The sequence below is a fragment of the Streptomyces sp. NPDC046821 genome (genome assembly GCF_040645335.1).
Lineage (GTDB): Bacteria > Actinomycetota > Actinomycetes > Streptomycetales > Streptomycetaceae > Streptomyces.
In genome coordinates this window covers 53,374-70,237 of the sequence record NZ_JBEYYB010000014.1, presented here as the reverse complement: position 1 = coordinate 70,237, position 16,864 = coordinate 53,374, and the positions used below count along the sequence as shown (strand labels likewise).

Below are 16,864 nucleotides of genomic sequence, written 5' to 3'. Positions count from 1 at the left end.
CCCCGATGACCACCCGCACGCCGCTGATGGCGGGCAACTGGAAGATGAACCTCAACCACCTCGAGGCCATCGCCCACGTCCAGAAGCTCGCCTTCGCCCTGGCCGACAAGGACTACGACGCCGTCGAGGTCGCCGTCCTGCCGCCCTTCACCGACCTGCGTTCCGTACAGACGCTGGTCGACGGCGACAAGCTGAAGATCAAGTACGGCGCCCAGGACATCTCGTCCCACGACTCCGGCGCCTACACCGGCGAGATCTCGGGCCCGATGCTCGCCAAGCTCAAGTGCACGTACGTGGCCGTCGGCCACTCCGAGCGCCGGCAGTACCACGACGAGACCGACGAGGTCTGCAACGCCAAGGTGAAGGCCGCCTTCAAGCACGGCCTGACCCCGATCCTGTGCGTCGGCGAGGAGCTGGAGGTCCGCGAGGCGGGCAACCACGTCACGCACACGCTGACGCAGGTCGAGGGCGGCCTCACGGACATCCCGGCCGAGCAGGCCGAGACGATCGTGATCGCGTACGAGCCCGTGTGGGCGATCGGCACCGGCAAGGTCTGCGGCGCCGACGACGCGCAGGAGGTCTGCGCGGCGATCCGCGCCAAGCTCGCCGAGCTGTACTCCCAGGACCTCGCCGACAAGGTCCGCATCCAGTACGGCGGCTCCGTGAAGGCCGGGAACGTCGCGGAGATCATGTCGAAGCCCGACATCGACGGCGCCCTGGTCGGCGGTGCCGCACTGGACGCCGAGGAGTTCGTCAAGATCATCCGCTTCCGCGACCAGTGAGTCGACCAGTGAGTCGATCAGTGAGTATGCGGTAGCGGCATAACGTCGTACCCTTGCGGGGGCCGGGGGGAAATCCACCGGCCCCCGTAATAGTCCGAAATTAGTCCGATGAGAATTGCCAGGAAGTAGGGACCAGCCGTGGTTTTGGGGTTCTCGATCGCCCTGATCGTCTTCAGTCTGCTGCTGATGCTCCTTGTGCTCATGCACAAGGGAAAGGGCGGCGGTCTCTCCGACATGTTCGGTGGCGGTATGCAGTCGTCCGTCGGCGGTTCCTCGGTCGCCGAGCGCAACCTCGACCGCATCACCATCGTGCTCGGTCTGTGCTGGTTCGTGTGCATCGTGGTGCTCGGCCTGCTCATGAAGGCCAATAACTGACCTCGTCGAACCCACCGTCAGACACGTAAGGCCCCATGTACGGTACGCGCCCGCGAGCGCGGCCTATCATGGGGCTTGCGTCTGGGTGGGGGGGGTTGTAACTCCAAACACTGGACGCGCGTTGGGCCTTACGTAGACTGAGGCGCCCGCGGCGGAGCGAGACGCCGACACGTTCCGCAGCACCATCACGCAGGGAGTTACGACCGTGGCAAGTGGCAACGCGATCCGTGGAAGTCGGGTCGGGGCGGGGCCGATGGGCGAGGCCGAGCGCGGCGAGTCCGCCCCGCGTCTGCGCATCTCCTTCTGGTGCTCGAACGGGCACGAGACGCAGCCGAGCTTCGCCTCCGACGCGCAGGTGCCGGAGACTTGGGACTGTCCGCGCTGCGGATTCCCCGCCGGACAGAACCGGGAGGACCCGCCCGCACCCCCGCGCACCGAGCCCTACAAGACGCATCTCGCGTATGTGCGCGAGCGGCGCAGCGACGCGGACGGCGAGGCGATCCTCGCGGAGGCGCTCGCCAAACTGCGGGGCGAGATCTAGGACTTGAGCACCGGCCGGACACTCTCGAGTGTCCGGCCGGACTCGTTAGCCCAAGGGGCCTGTCGTCACATTCCCGTCTGCCGGGCGGCGTCTGGCACGCACTCCCCCAGCTCTCGGCTTCGCTCGAGCCGGGGGACCCCCATGCGGCGTTGCCGAAAAGCCCTAGTAGCTCCGCTACGAGGGCTCTCCGGCGCCTTGCGATCGCACGCACCAGACGCCGCCCGGCCCGCCCTCCGGGCGGACGACGGGAATGTGACGACAGGCCCCGGCGGTCAGGACAGATGCCGTATACCGGCCCCTGATCAATTAAGTTGGTCGGGCCGGCGGGGCAGAGTGCGACGCGGGTGAGTGAGAGAAGAAGGCTGAAGTCCCAGATGAACGCAGAACGCCGTACCAGGCTGAACCGGATGCCCGAGTGGAAGGCGCTCGCCGAGCACCGGGAGGAACTCGGTGAGGTGTGGCTGCGCGAGCTGTTCGCCGCTCAGCCGGGGCGCGGCTCCGACTACACGCTCGATGTCGGCGACCTGCACATCGACTACTCGAAGCACCTGGTCACGGACGAGACGCTGCGCCTGCTGCGCGAGCTCGCCGGCGCGCGCGACGTCTTCGGCCTGCGGGACGAGATGTTCCGCGGCGACCGGATCAACGCGACCGAGGGCCGCGCGGTCCTGCACACGGCGCTGCGGGCCCCTCGGGGTGCCGTGGTCGAGGTCGACGGGGAGAACGTCGTCCCGGGTGTGCACGCGGTCCTGGACAAGATGGCGGCCTTCGCGGACCGGGTGCGTTCGGGGGAGTGGACGGGCCACACCGGCCGGCGTATCAGGAACGTTGTGAACGTCGGCATCGGCGGCTCCGATCTGGGCCCGGCCATGGCGTACGAGGCGCTGCGCTCGTTCACGGACCGCTCGCTGACGGTGCGTTTCGTGTCGAACGTCGACGGTGCGGATCTGCACGAGGCGATCCGTGACCTGGATCCGGCGGAGACGCTGTTCGTCATCGCGTCGAAGACGTTCACGACGATCGAGACGATCACCAACGCGACGTCCGCGCGGCACTGGCTGCTGAGGGGCCTCGGCGCAGGTCAGGACGCCGTCGCCAAGCACTTCGTGGCCCTGTCGACGAACGCCGAGAAGGTCGCGGACTTCGGCATCGACACGGCGAACATGTTCGAGTTCTGGGACTGGGTCGGCGGCCGCTACTCGTACGACTCGGCGATCGGCCTGTCGCTGATGATCGCGATCGGTCCGGACGCGTTCCGCGAGATGCTCGACGGTTTCCACCTGGTCGACGAGCACTTCCGGACCGCGCCCGCAGAGTCCAACGTACCTTTGCTCCTTGGCCTGTTGGGCGTCTGGTACGGCAACTTCCATGACGCCCAGTCGCACGCGGTGCTTCCGTACTCGCACTATCTGTCGAAGTTCACGGCGTACCTCCAGCAGCTCGACATGGAGTCCAACGGCAAGTCCGTGGACCGTGACGGTCAGCGGGTGGACTGGCAGACGGGCCCGGTCGTCTGGGGTACGCCGGGCACGAACGGTCAGCACGCCTACTATCAACTCATCCACCAGGGAACGAAGTTGATCCCGGCGGACTTCATCGGGTTCGCCGAGCCGGTCGACGAGCTGTCCGGTGAACTGGCCGCTCAGCACGACCTGTTGATGGCCAACTTCTTCGCGCAGACGCAGGCCCTCGCCTTCGGCAAGACGCCGGAAGAGGTCCGGGCCGAAGGAGTGCCGGAGGCGCTCGTCCCCCACAAGACGTTCCTCGGCAACCACCCCACGACAACGATCCTCGCGAAGAGCCTCACGCCGTCGGTGCTCGGCCAGCTCGTCGCGCTCTACGAGCACAAGGTGTTCGTGCAGGGCGCGATCTGGAACATCGACTCGTTCGACCAGTGGGGCGTCGAACTCGGCAAGGTCCTCGCCAAGCGCGTCGAGCCCGCCCTCACCGAGGGCGCCGACGTCCCCGGGCTCGACGGCTCCACCCAGGCCCTGGTCGCCAAGTACCGCCAGCTGCGCGGCCGTTAGGACTGATGGGCCGGTCGGCTTATTTGGGATGCGCCGCCGCCTCCCGGCGGGTGACACTGCTCCGGTCGTGTCACCTGCCGGGAGGACCTCATGGACCAGCTCATGTCCGCGCTCGCCGACCCCGAACGACTGAAGCTCTACGCGCGGATCGTGCTGGACGAGCTCCCGCCCCGTGAAGAGGACTCCCCGGCCGTCCGCAAGCACCTGGGGCGCCTCGTCTCCAGCGGGCTCGTGGAGCGCCGGGCGGACGGATCGCTGAGCGCGGACCCGACCGTGTTCCGGCGCGAGCGCCCGGCGGAGATCCACCCGGCCGTGCCCCGCCGCCTCACCGGATTCTTCGCCCGCGGACGCCTCACCGCGATCCCTGTCCGCTCCTCCGTGCGCCACGAACTCCTCGTCCACCTCACGGGAACGCTCTTCGACGCCGAGCGCACGTACACCGAGGGCGAGGTCAACGAGGCGTTCCACACCGTCCACGACGACTCCTCGGCGCTGCGCAGATACTGCGTCAGCGACGGTCTGCTCGTCCGGGAACGCGACGGGAGCAGCTACCGCAGAGCACACGGGTAAGTACCCGGGTAATACGGCTGAGGCCCCGCACCGAGCACGGTGCGGGGCCTCACTGCCGTACGGAGTACGGGACCGTCAGGCGACGGCCGGCGGGTACAGCTCCGGCGGGAGCTTGGAGGCCGCCGCCGAGTCGAGCAGCCACAGCGTGCGCGAGCGGCCGTACGCGCCCGCGGCCGGGGCCTGGATCTCGCCCGCGCCCGACAGCGCGATCGCGGCCGCGTTCGCCTTGTCCTCGCCCGCCGCGAGCAGCCACACCTCGCGCGCGGCCCGGATCGCCCGGAGCGTGAGCGAGATACGGGTGGGCGGCGGCTTCGGCGCGCCGTGCACACCGACCACCGTGCGCTCGGTCTCCCGGACCGCCGGCAGCTCGGGGAAGAGCGACGCGACATGCGTGTCCGGCCCGACGCCCAGCATCAGCACGTCGAACGTCGGCACCGGACCGTGGTCCTCCGGCGTCGCGGCGGCGGCCAGTTCCGCGGCGTACATCTGGGCTGCGGCGTCCACCTCGTACGGGCCGTCCGAGGGCGGCATCGGGTGCACCCGGTCCGGGTTCAGCGGCACCGAGTCGAGGAGCGCCTCGCGGGCCTGCGTGTAGTTCCGCTCCGGATCGCCGTCCGGCAGGAACCGCTCGTCGCCCCACCACAGGTCGAGCCGCGTCCAGTCGATCGCGTCCCGGGCGGGCGCGGCGGCGAGGGCGGCCAGCAGGCCGTTGCCATTGCGGCCGCCCGTCAGGACGACGGACGCAGAGCCGCGCGCCGCCTGGGCGTCGACGATCTTCGTGATGAGCCGGGCGGCCGCGGCCTGGGCCATCAGGTCCTTGTCGCGGTGGACCACCACCTGCGCCGTCGTGGTCATCACTCGGCGGCCGCCTTCGAAGTGGACTTCCTGGCCGCGGACTTGGCGGGCGCCTTCTTGGCCGCTGCCGCCGCTGCCTTAGCCGGAGCGGCATCCTCCTCGGCAGCGGCCACCGGCTCCTCGGCCGCCTGCGCCTCCGCGCCCGCCGCCTCGCCGAGCCGGTCGACGCCGAACCGCAGCGCCGCCGCGTACGTGTCGTCCGGGTCGAGGCGCCGCAGTTCCTCCGCGATCAGCTCGGACGTCTCGCGGCGCTTGAGTGCCACCGCGCGGTCCGGCTGCCCCTGCAGGGACAGCGTGGCCAGGGACCCGTCGGGCCGGTCGAGCACGACCGGGCCGCAGTCCGTGGCCATCCGTACCGCGGTGAGGCCGGGGCCGGGCGACATGGAGCGCTTGACCGGTACGTCGAGCCGGTCCGCGAGCCACATCGCGAGCAGCTCGCAGCTCGGGTTGAACTCCTCGCCCTCCACCTCGACCGAGGTGACCTTGCAGACGACCTGGTCGAGGGCGGCGGCGAGCATGGAGCGCCACGGGGTGATGCGCGTCCAGGACAGGTCCGTGTCACCGGGCGTGTAGGCGCCGGCGCGGGCCTCCAGCTCGGCGTTCGGGTTCTCCGCCGCGTACGAGTCCGTCACGCGGCGCTGGGCGAGCGCGCCCAGCGGGTCCTTGGCCGGGTCGACCGGCGCGTTCACCGGCCACCAGACCACGACCGGGGCGTCCGGCAGCAGCAGCGGCAGGACGACCGACTGGGCGTGGTCGACGACCTCGCCGTACAGCCGCAGGACGACCGTCTCGCCGGTGCCCGCGTCGGCGCCGACCCGGACCTCGGCGTCGAGCCGCGACTGCGTGCGGTCACGCGGCGAACGCGAGACGCGCTTGATGACCAGGAGCGTGCGCGAGGGGTGCTCGCGGGACGCGTCGTTCGCGGCCCGCAGGGCGTCGTACGCGTTCTCCTCGTCGGTGACGATGACGAGGGTCAGGACCATGCCGACGGCGGGGGTGCCGATGGCGCGGCGGCCCTGCACGAGCGCCTTGTTGATCTTGCTGGACGTGGTGTCCGTGAGGTCGATCTTCATGGCCGGCGCCAGCTCCGTCCGTCTCGTGCCAGCATCTCGTCCGCCTCGGACGGCCCCCACGTGCCGGCCGGGTACTGCGCCGGCTTGCCGTGCTTGTCCCAGTACTTCTCGATCGGGTCGAGGATGTTCCAGGACAGCTCGACCTCCTCCGTGCGCGGGAAGAGGTTCGAGTCGCCGAGCAGCACATCGAGGATCAGCCGCTCGTACGCCTCCGGGCTCGACTCCGTGAAGGACTCGCCGTAGGCGAAGTCCATCGACACGTCCCGGATCTCCATCGACGTGCCCGGCACCTTGGAGCCGAAGCGGACCGTGATGCCCTCGTCGGGCTGGACGCGGATGACGATCGCGTTCTGGCCCAGCTCCTCCGTCGCCGTGTGGTCGAAGGGGGAGTGGGGCGCGCGCTGGAAGACGACGGCGATCTCGGTGACGCGGCGGCCGAGGCGCTTGCCGGTGCGCAGATAGAACGGGACGCCCGCCCAGCGGCGGTTGTCGATGCCCAGCTTGATGGCCGCGTAGGTGTCGGTCTTCGACTTGGGGTCGATGCCGTCTTCCTGGAGGTAGCCGACGGCCTTGGCGCCGCCCTGCCATCCGGCCGCGTACTGGCCCCGGACCGTGTGCGCGCCGAGGTCCTTGGGCAGCCGGACGGCGCCGAGGACCTTGGCCTTCTCGGCGACGAGCGCGTCCGCGTCGAAGGAGGCGGGCTCCTCCATGGCGGTCAGCGCCAGCAGCTGGAGCAGGTGGTTCTGGATGACGTCACGGGCGGCGCCGATGCCGTCGTAGTAACCGGCCCGGCCGCCGATGCCGATGTCCTCGGCCATCGTGATCTGCACATGGTCGACGTACGACCGGTTCCAGATCGGCTCGAACATCGTGTTGGCGAAGCGGAGGGCCAGGATGTTCTGGACGGTCTCCTTGCCGAGGTAGTGGTCGATCCGGAACACCTGGTCCAGAGCGAACACCTCGTGCACGATCGCGTTCAGTTCCTTGGCCGACTCGAGGTCGTGGCCGAACGGCTTCTCGATGACCGCGCGGCGCCACGAACCCTCGGGCGCGTCCGCGAGACCGTGCTTCTTGAGCTGCTGCACGACCTCGGGGAAGAACTTCGGGGGCACGGACAGGTAGAAGGCGAAATTGCCGCCGGTCCCCTGCGCCTTGTCCAGCTCCTGCATCGTCGACTTCAGGCGCTCGAAGGCGTCGTCGTCGTCGAAGTTGCCCTGGACGAAGCGCATCCCCTGGACGAGCTGCTGCCAGACCTCCTCGCGGAACGGCGTACGCGCGTGCTCCTTGACCGCGTCGTGCACCTCCTGCGCGAAGTCCTCGTGCTCCCACTCGCGCCGGGCGAAGCCGACGAGAGAGAAGCCCGGCGGAAGCAGCCCGCGGTTGGCGAGGTCATAGACGGCGGGCATCAGCTTTTTACGGGACAAATCGCCCGTGACACCGAAGATGACCAGGCCCGACGGCCCCGCGATACGCGGGAGCCGTCGGTCTGCGGCGTCACGAAGCGGGTTCGCTCCATGAACTGGGGTCAAGATCTCAGCCCTCCGAAGGGGCGAGGCGCTGCAGCTCCGCCTCGGTCGACTTGAGCAGGTCGTTCCACGCCGTCTCGAACTTGTCGACGCCCTCGTCCTCCAGCACCTGCACGACGTCGTCGTACGAGATGCCGAGCTTCTCGACGGCCTCGATCTCCGCGCGGGAGCGGTCGTACGTGCCCGCGATGGTGTTCCCGGTGACCTCACCGTGATCGGCGGTCGCGTCGAGCGTGGCCTCCGGCATGGTGTTCACCGTGCCCGGCGCCACCAGGTCCACGACGTACAGCGTGTCCTTGTACGCCGGGTCCTTGACGCCGGTCGAGGCCCACAGCGGACGCTGCTTGTTGGCCTGCGCCTTGTCCAGCGCGGCCCAGCGGTCCGAGGAGAAGACCTCCTCGTACGCCTCGTAGGCGAGCCGGGCGTTGGCCAGCGCGGCCTTGCCCTTGAGGGCCTTGGCCTCGTCCGTGCCGAGGGCCTCCAGGCGCTTGTCGATCTCCGTGTCCACGCGGGACACGAAGAAGGACGCGACCGAGTAGATCTTGGACAGGTCCAGGCCGGCGGCCTTCGCCTTCTCCAGACCCGCCAGGTACGCGTCCATGACCTCGCGGTAGCGCTCCAGCGAGAAGATCAGCGTCACGTTCACGCTGATGCCCTTGCCGATGACCTCGGTGATCGCGGGCAGGCCCGCCTTCGTCGCCGGGATCTTGATGAGCGTGTTCGGCCGGTCCACCAGCCACGCGAGCTGCTTGGCCTCGGCGACCGTGGCCGCCGTCTCGTGGGCGAGCCGCGGGTCGACCTCGATCGACACCCGGCCGTCCTGGCCCTGCGTCGCGTCGAAGACCGGACGCAGGATGTCGGCGGCGTCCCGGACGTCCGCCGTCGTGATCATGCGGATGGCCTCTTCGACGGTGACCTTGCGGGCGGCGAGATCCGCGACCTGCTGCTCGTACCCGTCACCGCCGGCGATCGCCTTCTGGAAGATCGACGGGTTGGTCGTGACGCCCACGACGTGCTGCTGGTCGATCAGTTCGGCGAGATTGCCGGACGTGATCCGCTTGCGCGACAGGTCGTCCAGCCAGATCGCGACGCCCTCTTCGGAGAGGCGCTTCAGTGCGTCTGTCATGGAAATTCCATCTCCTACGTGTCGTATATGAGCGTCAGCGCTGCGCCGCGGCAAGGGATTCCCGGGCGGCGGCGGCCACGGCGTCACCCGTGAAGCCGAACTCCCGGAACAGGACCTTGCCGTCGGCCGAGGCACCGAAGTGCTCCAGCGAGACGATCCGGCCCGCGTCACCGACGAAACGGTGCCACGTCAGACCGATACCCGCCTCGACCGCGACCCGAGCCTTCACCGACGGAGTCAGGACCGAGTCCTTGTACTCCTGAGACTGCTCGTCGAACCACTCGACCGACGGCATCGACACGACCCGCGTCGGGATCCCCGCGGCCTGCAGCTGCTCCCGCGCCTCGACGGCGAGCTGCACCTCGGAACCCGTACCGATCAGGATCACCTGGGCGTCGCCGCCTTCGGCGTCGAACAGCACGTAACCGCCCTTGGCCGCGTCCTCGTTCGCCTCGTACGTCGGCACGCCCTGACGGGTCAGGACCAGACCGTGCGGAGCGCCCTTGCCGAAGACCTTCGTGTAGCGCTTGAGGATCTCGCGCCAGGCGATGGCCGTCTCGTTCGCGTCGGCGGGACGCACGACGTTCAGACCCGGGATCGCACGCAGCGACGCGAGGTGCTCGACCGGCTGGTGCGTGGGACCGTCCTCACCGAGACCGATGGAGTCGTGGGTCCACACGTACGTGACCGGCAGGTGCATCAGGGCCGACAGGCGGACCGAGTTGCGCATGTAGTCGGAGAACACCAGGAAGGTGCCGCCGTAGATCCGCGTGTTGCCGTGCAGCGCGATGCCGTTCATCTCGGCGGCCATCGAGTGCTCGCGGATACCGAAGTGGATCGTGCGGCCGTACGGGTCGGCCTCCGGCAGCGGGTTGCCCTCGGGCAGGAACGACGACGTCTTGTCGATCGTCGTGTTGTTCGAGCCCGCCAGGTCGGCTGAGCCGCCCCACAGCTCCGGGATGACCGAGCCGAGCGCCTGCAGGATCTTGCCCGAGGCGGCGCGGGTCGCGACACCCTTGCCCGTCTCGAACGTCGGCACGTGCGCCTCCCAGCCCTCGGGCAGGTCGGCGGCCGCGATCCGGTCGTACGTGGCGGCACGCTCGGGGTCGGCCGTGCGCCAGGCGGCGAACGTCTTCTCCCACTCGGCACGCGCCTCACGGCCGCGGTCCAGCGCCTCACGCGTGTGCGCGATGACCTCGTCGGCGACGTCGAACGACTTCTCCGGGTCGAAGCCGAGGACACGCTTGGTGGCCGCGACCTCGTCCTCGCCGAGCGCCGAGCCGTGCGCGGCCTCGGTGTTCTGCGCGTTCGGCGCGGGCCAGGCGATGATCGAGCGCATCGCGATGAACGACGGGCGCTCCGTCTCGGCCTTCGCGGCCTGGATCGCGGCGAACAGGGCCGCCGGGTCCAGGTCGCCGTCGGCCTTGGGCTCGACGCGCTGCACGTGCCAGCCGTAGGCCTCGTAGCGCTTGACGGTGTCCTCGGAGACCGCGGTCTCCGTGTCGCCCTCGATCGAGATGTGGTTGTCGTCCCACAGCAGGATCAGGTTCCCGAGCTTCTGGTGCCCGGCCATCGAGGACGCCTCGGCGGAGATGCCCTCCTGGAGGCAGCCGTCACCGGCGATCGCGAAGATGTGGTGGTCGAACGGAGAGGCACCGGCCGGCGCCTGCGGGTCGAACAGCCCGCGCTCGTAACGCGCGGCCATCGCCATGCCCACGGCGTTCGCGACACCCTGGCCCAGCGGCCCGGTCGTCGTCTCCACACCCGTGGTGTGCCCGTACTCGGGGTGCCCCGGAGTCTTGCTGCCCCAGGTGCGGAACGCCTTCAGGTCGTCCAGCTGCAGACCGAAACCGGCCAGGTACAGCTGGATGTAAAGGGTCAGTGACGAGTGTCCCGCGGACAGCACGAACCGGTCGCGCCCGACCCAGTCGGCGTCCGCCGGGTCGTGCCGCATCACCTTCTGGAAGAGGGTGTACGCGGCCGGGGCCAGGCTCATCGCCGTACCAGGATGGCCGTTACCGACCTTCTGTACGGCGTCCGCGGCCAGGACGCGAGCGGTGTCAACGGCCCGCTGGTCCAACTCGGTCCACTCGAGGTCTGTGGTGGTCGGCTTGGTGCTCACCCTGGGTCAGGGCTCCTCTCCACATGTCGAATGCCGGTGATGATGGGCTCACCGGCTGTTGTCGAGCCTACCCCTGTGAGTACGCGCATTTTTTCGACTCGATCCAGACTGCCGGGCCGGGCAGGAATCCGCCTCCCGACAGGCATCCGCGCCACTCGGCAAGCGAACGCGGGACCGCTCTTCCGGGCTACTCACCAACACGAACCGACCCCCGCGAAGAGCGTGGGTATAGGCAACGTCTACAGTGGCGTGGTACGCGCGAGCCTTTACCGGGACTTCACATAGAGGGTCTTCTCCGGTGCTCGCTGGAGTCTCTGTCAGGGGTGTGCGTGACGGCCGTTGAATCCCGTCCTGCGGGTGCGCTCAAAACGAGCGACAGTCGGGGTCACCGGCCGCTCGGTGCCCGTGTCAAGGCGTTCGTGGCTCTGACCAAGCCGCGGATCATCGAGCTGCTGCTCATCACCACGGTTCCGGTCATGTTCCTCGCGCAGCAGGGTGTGCCCGACCTGACGCTGGTGTTCCTCACCTGCCTCGGCGGCTACCTGTCCGCGGGCGGCGCCAACGCGCTGAACATGTACATCGACCGCGACATCGACGCGCTCATGGAGCGCACGTCGCAGCGACCACTGGTCACCGGAATGGTCAGCCCGCGCGAGTGCCTCGTCTTCGGCATCTCCCTCGCGGTCATCTCCACGCTGCTCTTCGGCCTCGCCGTGAACTGGCTGTCCGCCTGGCTGTCGCTCGGCGCGCTCCTCTTCTACGTGGTCGTCTACACGATGATCCTCAAGCGCCGGACGTCGCAGAACATCGTCTGGGGCGGCATCGCCGGCTGCCTGCCGGTCCTCATCGGCTGGTCCTCGGTCACGAACTCCATGTCGTGGGCGCCGGTCATCCTCTTCCTGGTGATGTTCTTCTGGACGCCGCCGCACTACTGGCCGCTGTCCATGAAGGTCAAGGACGACTACGCGCGCGTGGGCGTGCCGATGCTCCCGGTCGTCGCCTCCAACAAGGTGGTCGCCAAGCAGATCGTCATCTACAGCTGGGTGATGGTCGCCGTCTCCCTGCTCCTGACGCCGCTCGGCTACACCGGCTGGTTCTACACCGCGGTCGCCCTGCTGGCCGGCGGGTTCTGGCTGTGGGAGGCGCACGCGCTGCAGAACCGCGCGAAGGCCGAGGTGCAGGGCGCGAAGCTCAAGGAGATGCGCCTGTTCCACTGGTCCATCACCTACGTCTCGATCCTGTTCGTGGCAGTCGCGGTGGACCCCTTCCTGCGCTGACCCCCTCACGCTCCGCCGACGGGCGGGGTACGTGGCCAAGGCCACGTACCCCGCCCGTCGCCAGTTGATCTACCTCTCAGTAGCATCGAGTGCATGGCAGACACACAAGCGGTTGACGACCCCAAGCAGGCAGCCAAGGACGAGCGCAGGGCCGCCCGGCTCGCCCGTGAGATCGGCGCGTTCGCCAAGCGGCACGGCGGCGCCGGCGGGCAGCTCGCGTACATGGGGGAGCGCGGCACGCGGATCGCGCTCGTCGGTGACGACGGCGAGTGGGGCAACCTCGTGGCGCCCTCCGACACCGTCGCCCGCAAGGCCGTCGAGAAGGCCGGCATCACGCTGCACGACGACTTCGACGGCGAGTTCGCCGCCAAGGTGAAGACCGGACGCTACGAGTGGTCCCGCATGGCGGGCATCCAGGTCGGCGGCCCGCGCAACAAGTAGCTCCACGCCCGTTCAATGCGTCAGGTGTACGAGAGCAACACCTGGCGCCGGGTTCACCCGTTAGGACCGTGAAGAGGAACAGACACGGTCCATCCACGGGAGCCCGGATGATCGACACGCCGTCCCTCGTGGACCAGTACTGCCACGGGGTACTCCGGACGGAACTCGGCCTCGGCACCTTCGAGGCCCACCTCGGCCGGGGCGACCGCCCGCCCGCCCCCGGCACGACCTTCTTCGACACCCAGACCGGCTTCGCCGTACGCCGCTGGTGTCCCCCGCTGCTCGGGCTCGAACCGCACTGCCCGCCCGCCCGCTATCTCGCGCGCCGCCGCGAGCTGGGCGTCATGGAGGCGGGCCGCAGACTCCTGCGGGGCAGCGGCATCACCACGTACCTCGTCGACACGGGACTGCCGGGAGACCTCACCGGGCCCGACGAGATGGCCAAGGCCGGGGACGCGGACGCCCGCGAGATCGTGCGCCTCGAACCGCTCGCCGAACAGGTCGCCGACACTTCGGGGACCGTCGAGTCCTTCCTCGCCAATCTCGCGGAGGCCGTCCACGCCGCTGCCGCGCACGCCGTCGCCTTCACCTCGGTCGCGGGCGTCCGGCACGGCCTGGCGCTTGCGCCGCAGCCGCCGGGACCCGGCGAGGTACGAGGAGCGGCGGGGCGCTGGCTGGCCGACAGGCCGGTGGGCGGGCCTCTGACCGACCCGGTGCTCCTACGGCATCTGCTGTGGATCGCGGTCGCCTCGGGGCTGCCGCTGCAACTCCACGCGGGACTCGGCGAACCCGGCCTGCGCCTCGACCGCACCGACCCCGTCCTGCTCACGGACTTCGCCCGCGCCACGGCCGGACTCGGCACGGACCTGATCCTGCTGCACGGCTACCCGTACCACCGGCACGCGGCGCATCTCGCGGGGATCTTCCCGCACGTCTACGCGGACCTGGGGCCGGCGCTCGCCCGCACCGGGGCCCGCGCGGCGGCCGTACTGGAGGAGATCCTGGAGCTCGCCCCGTTCGGCAAGCTGCTGTTCTCGTCCGGCGCGCACGGGCTGCCCGAGCTGCACGTGGTGGGCGCGCGCCTGTTCACGGAGGCCCTGAGCAGGGTCCTCGGCGGCTGGGCGGCCCAGGGAGCGTGGTCACTTGCGGACGCGCAGCGCGTCGCCGGAATGGTGGCCGCGGGGAACGCGGGCCGCGTCTACGGGCTGACGGCCGACAGGTGCGGGTCGATCTGAGCCGGCACGTCCGCCGCCTCCACCGGACGCTCCCGCAGCGACAGCAGCACCCGCAGGACCGCGACCCACACCAGGGCCGAACCCAGCATGTGCAGGCCGACGAGGAGCTCGGGCAGGTCCGTGAAGTACTGGACGTAGCCGATGACGCCCTGCGAGAGCAGCACCAGGAAGAGGTCACGGGTGCGGTGCAGGGGGCCCTTCGGGGCGTCGACCGCCTTGAGGACGAACCACAGGGCGAACGTCAGCGTCACCACGATCCAGGCCAGGACCGCGTGCGCCTTGCTGACGGTCTCCCAGTCGAGCGGCATCCGCGGTACGTGGCTGGAGTCGCCGGCGTGCGGACCCGAACCGGTCACGACGGTGCCCACCATGATCAGCAGCGTGGTCGCCGTGACCAGGAACCACACCAGCTGACGGACCGCCTTGCCGACCAGCGGACGCGGCTCGCCGTCACCCTCGCGGGAGCGCACCCACATGACGGTGGCGACCGCGAGCAGCGCGGTCGACAGCAGGAAGTGCGCCGCGACCGTGTACGGGTTCAGGCCGACGAGGACGACGATGCCGCCCAGGATCGCGTTGCCCATGACCAGCCAGAACTGCGTCCAGCCGAGCCGGGTCAGGCCGCGCCGCCAGGGCTTCTGCGAGCGGGCGGCGACGATGGCCCAGCCGACCGCCGCGCACAGCACGTACGTCAGCATCCGGTTGCCGAACTCGATCGCGCTGTGGTAGCCCATCTCGCTCGTCGCCGTGAGGGACTGGTCGGTGCACTTGGGCCAGGTCGGGCAGCCGAGGCCCGAGCCCGTCAGGCGCACCGCACCGCCGGTCACCACGATGACGACCATCATGACGACGGCGGACAGAGCCGCCCGCTGGACGGTCCGCTGAGCGGGGGTCCAGCGTTCGGCGATGAAGGCGAGCGGGTTGCGCACGGCTTGGGCGGCGTCGGCCCGGGTCACGTTTGGCACGGGAGCCATCGTAGGACGCCCGCTTGTGCATACCTTCACGAGGGGGCCGATCCGGGACGATTGTGACGCCCGGCACGTCGGCCTCGCGGCGCCTGCTCCCGCTTACTCCCAGCGGAAGAAGCGCGCCGCCGCGCCAAGTCCCAGGACCGCCCAGACGGCCAGGATCCCCAGGTCGCCCCACGGCATGGCCGCCCCGTGCTGCAGGACGTCCCGCAGGCCGCCGGAGAGCGCCGAGATGGGGAGCAGGCCGAGCACGGCCTGCGCCGCCCCCGGGAACTTGTCGAGCGGCACGACGACTCCGCCGCCGACCAGCAGGAGCAGGAACACCAGGTTCGCGGCGGCCAGCGTGGCCTCGGCCTTGAGCGTGCCCGCCATCAGCAGCCCGAGCCCCGAGAAGGCGGCCGTGCCGAGGACCAGCAGGAGCAGTACGGCGAGCGGGTTGCCCTGCGGGCTCCAGCCGAGCGCGAAGGCGATCACTGTCAGGAGGACCACCTGGAGCACCTCGGTGACCAGGACCGACAGCGTCTTCGCGGTCATCAGCCCCCAGCGCGGCAGCGGCGACGACGCGAGCAGCTTGAGCACGCCGTAACGGCGCTCGAAGCCGGTCGCGATGGCCTGGCCGGTGAACGCCGTCGACATCACGGCGAGGGCGAGGATGCCCGGCGCCAGGAAGTCCACGGCCTTCCCGCTGCCCGTGTCGACGATGTCGACGGAGCTGAACAGGACGAGCAGCAGCGTCGGGATGATCACGGTGAGCAGCAGCTGCTCGCCGTTGCGCAGCAGCATCTTCGTCTCGAGGACGGCCTGCGCGCCGATCATGCGGGAGAGCGGCGCGGCTCCCGGCTTCGGCGTGAACGTACCGACCGCACTCATCCGCGCAGCTCCTTGCCGGTCATTTCCAGGCTGTGTCTTCCCGGGGGACAACCCCCGGACCCCCGGCCGGAAGCCGCTCGGGCCATCGTCGTCGGCCTCATCCGCGCAGCTCCTTGCCGGTCATTTCCAGGAATACGTCTTCGAGGGTGTGGCGCTCGACCGAGATCTTGTCCGGCATCACGCCGTGCTGCGCGCACCAGGACGTCACGGTCGCGAGCAGCTGAGGGTCGACCTGGCCGCTCACGCGGTACGAGCCCGGGGTGAGCTCGGCGGCCGCGGAGTCCGGCGGGAGGGCTTTGAGGAGCGAGGCGACGTCGAGTCCGGGGCGCCCGGAGAACCGCAGCGTGTTCTCGGCGCCGCCGCGGCACAGCTTCTCGGGGGAGCCCTGCGCGATGACCCGGCCCGCGTCGATGATCGCCACGTCGTCGGACAGCTGCTCGGCCTCGTCCATGTGGTGCGTCGTGAGGATGACGGAGACCCCGTCGGCCCGCAGATCGCGTACGAGGTCCCAGGTCGCGCGGCGGGCCTGGGGGTCGAGGCCGGCGGTGGGCTCGTCGAGGAAGACCAGCTCGGGCCGGCCCACGACGGCCATCGCGAGCGCGAGGCGCTGCTGCTGGCCGCCGGAGAGCCTGCGGTACGTGGTCCGGCCGCAGCTGCCGAGGCCGAGCCGCTCGATGAGGGCGTCCACGTCCAGGGGGTGCGCGTGGAGCTTCGCCTTGTGGCGCAGCATCTCGTCCGCGCGGGCGCCGGAGTAGACGCCTCCGGACTGGAGCATGACGCCGATCCGGGGCCGCAGTTCCTCGGCCTGGGCGACGGGGTCGAGGCCGAGGACCCGGACCGTTCCGGAGTCCGGCCTGCGGTAGCCCTCGCAGGTCTCGACGGTGGTGGTCTTGCCGGCGCCGTTGGGGCCGAGGACGGCGGTGATACCGGCCAGGGCCTCCAGGTCGAGGCCGTCGACCGCGGTCTTGGTTCCGTACCGCTTGACCAGACTCTGGATCCGGACGACGGGCTCGCTTCGCATGAGCGCCAAGTCTAAGGACGCGCCGGCACTCCTCGGCGCGCGGGGCCCCGGGGCG

16 protein-coding genes are annotated in these 16,864 nt (G+C 69.9%); 8 read left to right on the top strand and 8 right to left on the bottom strand.

Annotated features, from left to right (window positions below):
- The first annotated feature begins 5 nt into the window (after nt 1-5).
- From tpiA to ABZ893_RS27560, 5 genes are all read left to right on the top strand, one after another.
- Nucleotides 6-782, top strand: a complete 777-nt coding sequence (gene tpiA / locus ABZ893_RS27580; RefSeq protein ID WP_361408519.1) for a triose-phosphate isomerase — start codon at nt 6-8, stop codon at nt 780-782.
- Between the two features lie 138 nt (nt 783-920).
- Nucleotides 921-1,157: a preprotein translocase subunit SecG gene (gene secG / locus ABZ893_RS27575; RefSeq protein WP_361408517.1), complete on the top strand. Its 237-nt coding sequence runs from the start codon at nt 921-923 to the stop codon at nt 1,155-1,157.
- Nucleotides 1,158-1,362: 205 nt separating this feature from the next.
- Nucleotides 1,363-1,698: an RNA polymerase-binding protein RbpA gene (locus tag ABZ893_RS27570; protein ID WP_361408514.1), complete on the top strand. Its 336-nt coding sequence runs from the start codon at nt 1,363-1,365 to the stop codon at nt 1,696-1,698.
- A gap of 374 nt (nt 1,699-2,072) precedes the next feature.
- Nucleotides 2,073-3,725: a glucose-6-phosphate isomerase gene (gene pgi / locus ABZ893_RS27565; RefSeq protein ID WP_361408511.1), complete on the top strand. Its 1,653-nt coding sequence runs from the start codon at nt 2,073-2,075 to the stop codon at nt 3,723-3,725.
- Between the two features lie 90 nt (nt 3,726-3,815).
- Nucleotides 3,816-4,295 carry a DUF2087 domain-containing protein gene (locus ABZ893_RS27560; RefSeq protein ID WP_361408509.1) on the top strand — a complete coding sequence of 160 codons (480 nt, stop codon included), beginning with the start codon at nt 3,816-3,818 and terminating at the stop codon, nt 4,293-4,295.
- Between the two features lie 75 nt (nt 4,296-4,370).
- Here the strand turns inward: ABZ893_RS27560 and pgl are convergent, their stop codons facing one another.
- The 5 genes from pgl to tkt are packed head-to-tail and all read right to left on the bottom strand — an operon-like array spanning nt 4,371 to nt 10,997.
- A complete protein-coding gene (gene pgl / locus ABZ893_RS27555; RefSeq protein ID WP_361408506.1) occupies nt 4,371-5,150 on the bottom strand; it encodes a 6-phosphogluconolactonase in 780 nt (259 codons plus the stop codon).
- The gene (opcA, locus tag ABZ893_RS27550) at nt 5,150-6,223 is read right to left on the bottom strand and encodes a glucose-6-phosphate dehydrogenase assembly protein OpcA (protein ID WP_361408503.1); all 1,074 of its coding nucleotides are present in this window, start codon (nt 6,221-6,223) and stop codon (nt 5,150-5,152) included. Before opcA ends, pgl begins: the two co-directional genes overlap by 1 nt.
- Nucleotides 6,220-7,752 (bottom strand): glucose-6-phosphate dehydrogenase, encoded by a 1,533-nt coding sequence (zwf, locus tag ABZ893_RS27545; protein WP_361408500.1) that lies wholly within the window; start codon nt 7,750-7,752, stop codon nt 6,220-6,222. The genes opcA and zwf overlap by 4 nt, the downstream gene beginning before the upstream one ends.
- A gap of 4 nt (nt 7,753-7,756) precedes the next feature.
- Complete coding sequence (tal, locus tag ABZ893_RS27540; RefSeq protein WP_361408497.1) at nt 7,757-8,875, bottom strand: transaldolase; 1,119 nt, start codon at nt 8,873-8,875, stop codon at nt 7,757-7,759.
- A gap of 34 nt (nt 8,876-8,909) precedes the next feature.
- Nucleotides 8,910-10,997: a transketolase gene (tkt, locus tag ABZ893_RS27535; RefSeq protein ID WP_361408494.1), complete on the bottom strand. Its 2,088-nt coding sequence runs from the start codon at nt 10,995-10,997 to the stop codon at nt 8,910-8,912.
- Nucleotides 10,998-11,320: 323 nt separating this feature from the next.
- Here tkt and ABZ893_RS27530 point away from each other — a divergent pair, with 323 nt between their 5' ends.
- The 3 genes from ABZ893_RS27530 (at nt 11,321) to ABZ893_RS27520 (ending at nt 13,950) form a co-directional block, all read left to right on the top strand.
- Nucleotides 11,321-12,274 carry a heme o synthase gene (locus tag ABZ893_RS27530; protein ID WP_361408491.1) on the top strand — a complete coding sequence of 318 codons (954 nt, stop codon included), beginning with the start codon at nt 11,321-11,323 and terminating at the stop codon, nt 12,272-12,274.
- 93 nt (nt 12,275-12,367) lie between these two features.
- Nucleotides 12,368-12,715: a hypothetical protein gene (locus ABZ893_RS27525; protein WP_361408488.1), complete on the top strand. Its 348-nt coding sequence runs from the start codon at nt 12,368-12,370 to the stop codon at nt 12,713-12,715.
- Between the two features lie 107 nt (nt 12,716-12,822).
- Nucleotides 12,823-13,950 carry an amidohydrolase family protein gene (locus ABZ893_RS27520; protein WP_361408485.1) on the top strand — a complete coding sequence of 376 codons (1,128 nt, stop codon included), beginning with the start codon at nt 12,823-12,825 and terminating at the stop codon, nt 13,948-13,950.
- Here the strand turns inward: ABZ893_RS27520 and ABZ893_RS27515 are convergent.
- From ABZ893_RS27515 to ABZ893_RS27505, 3 genes are all read right to left on the bottom strand, one after another.
- Complete coding sequence (locus ABZ893_RS27515) at nt 13,914-14,924, bottom strand: COX15/CtaA family protein (RefSeq protein WP_361408482.1); 1,011 nt, start codon at nt 14,922-14,924, stop codon at nt 13,914-13,916. The genes ABZ893_RS27520 and ABZ893_RS27515 overlap by 37 nt on opposite strands.
- A 93-nt stretch (nt 14,925-15,017) precedes the next feature.
- Entirely contained in the window at nt 15,018-15,788 is a 771-nt protein-coding gene (locus ABZ893_RS27510; RefSeq protein ID WP_361408479.1) for an ABC transporter permease, read from the bottom strand.
- Nucleotides 15,789-15,885: 97 nt separating this feature from the next.
- Nucleotides 15,886-16,809 carry an ABC transporter ATP-binding protein gene (locus ABZ893_RS27505; RefSeq protein WP_361408476.1) on the bottom strand — a complete coding sequence of 308 codons (924 nt, stop codon included), beginning with the start codon at nt 16,807-16,809 and terminating at the stop codon, nt 15,886-15,888.
- Between the last annotated feature and the right edge of the window lie 55 nt (nt 16,810-16,864).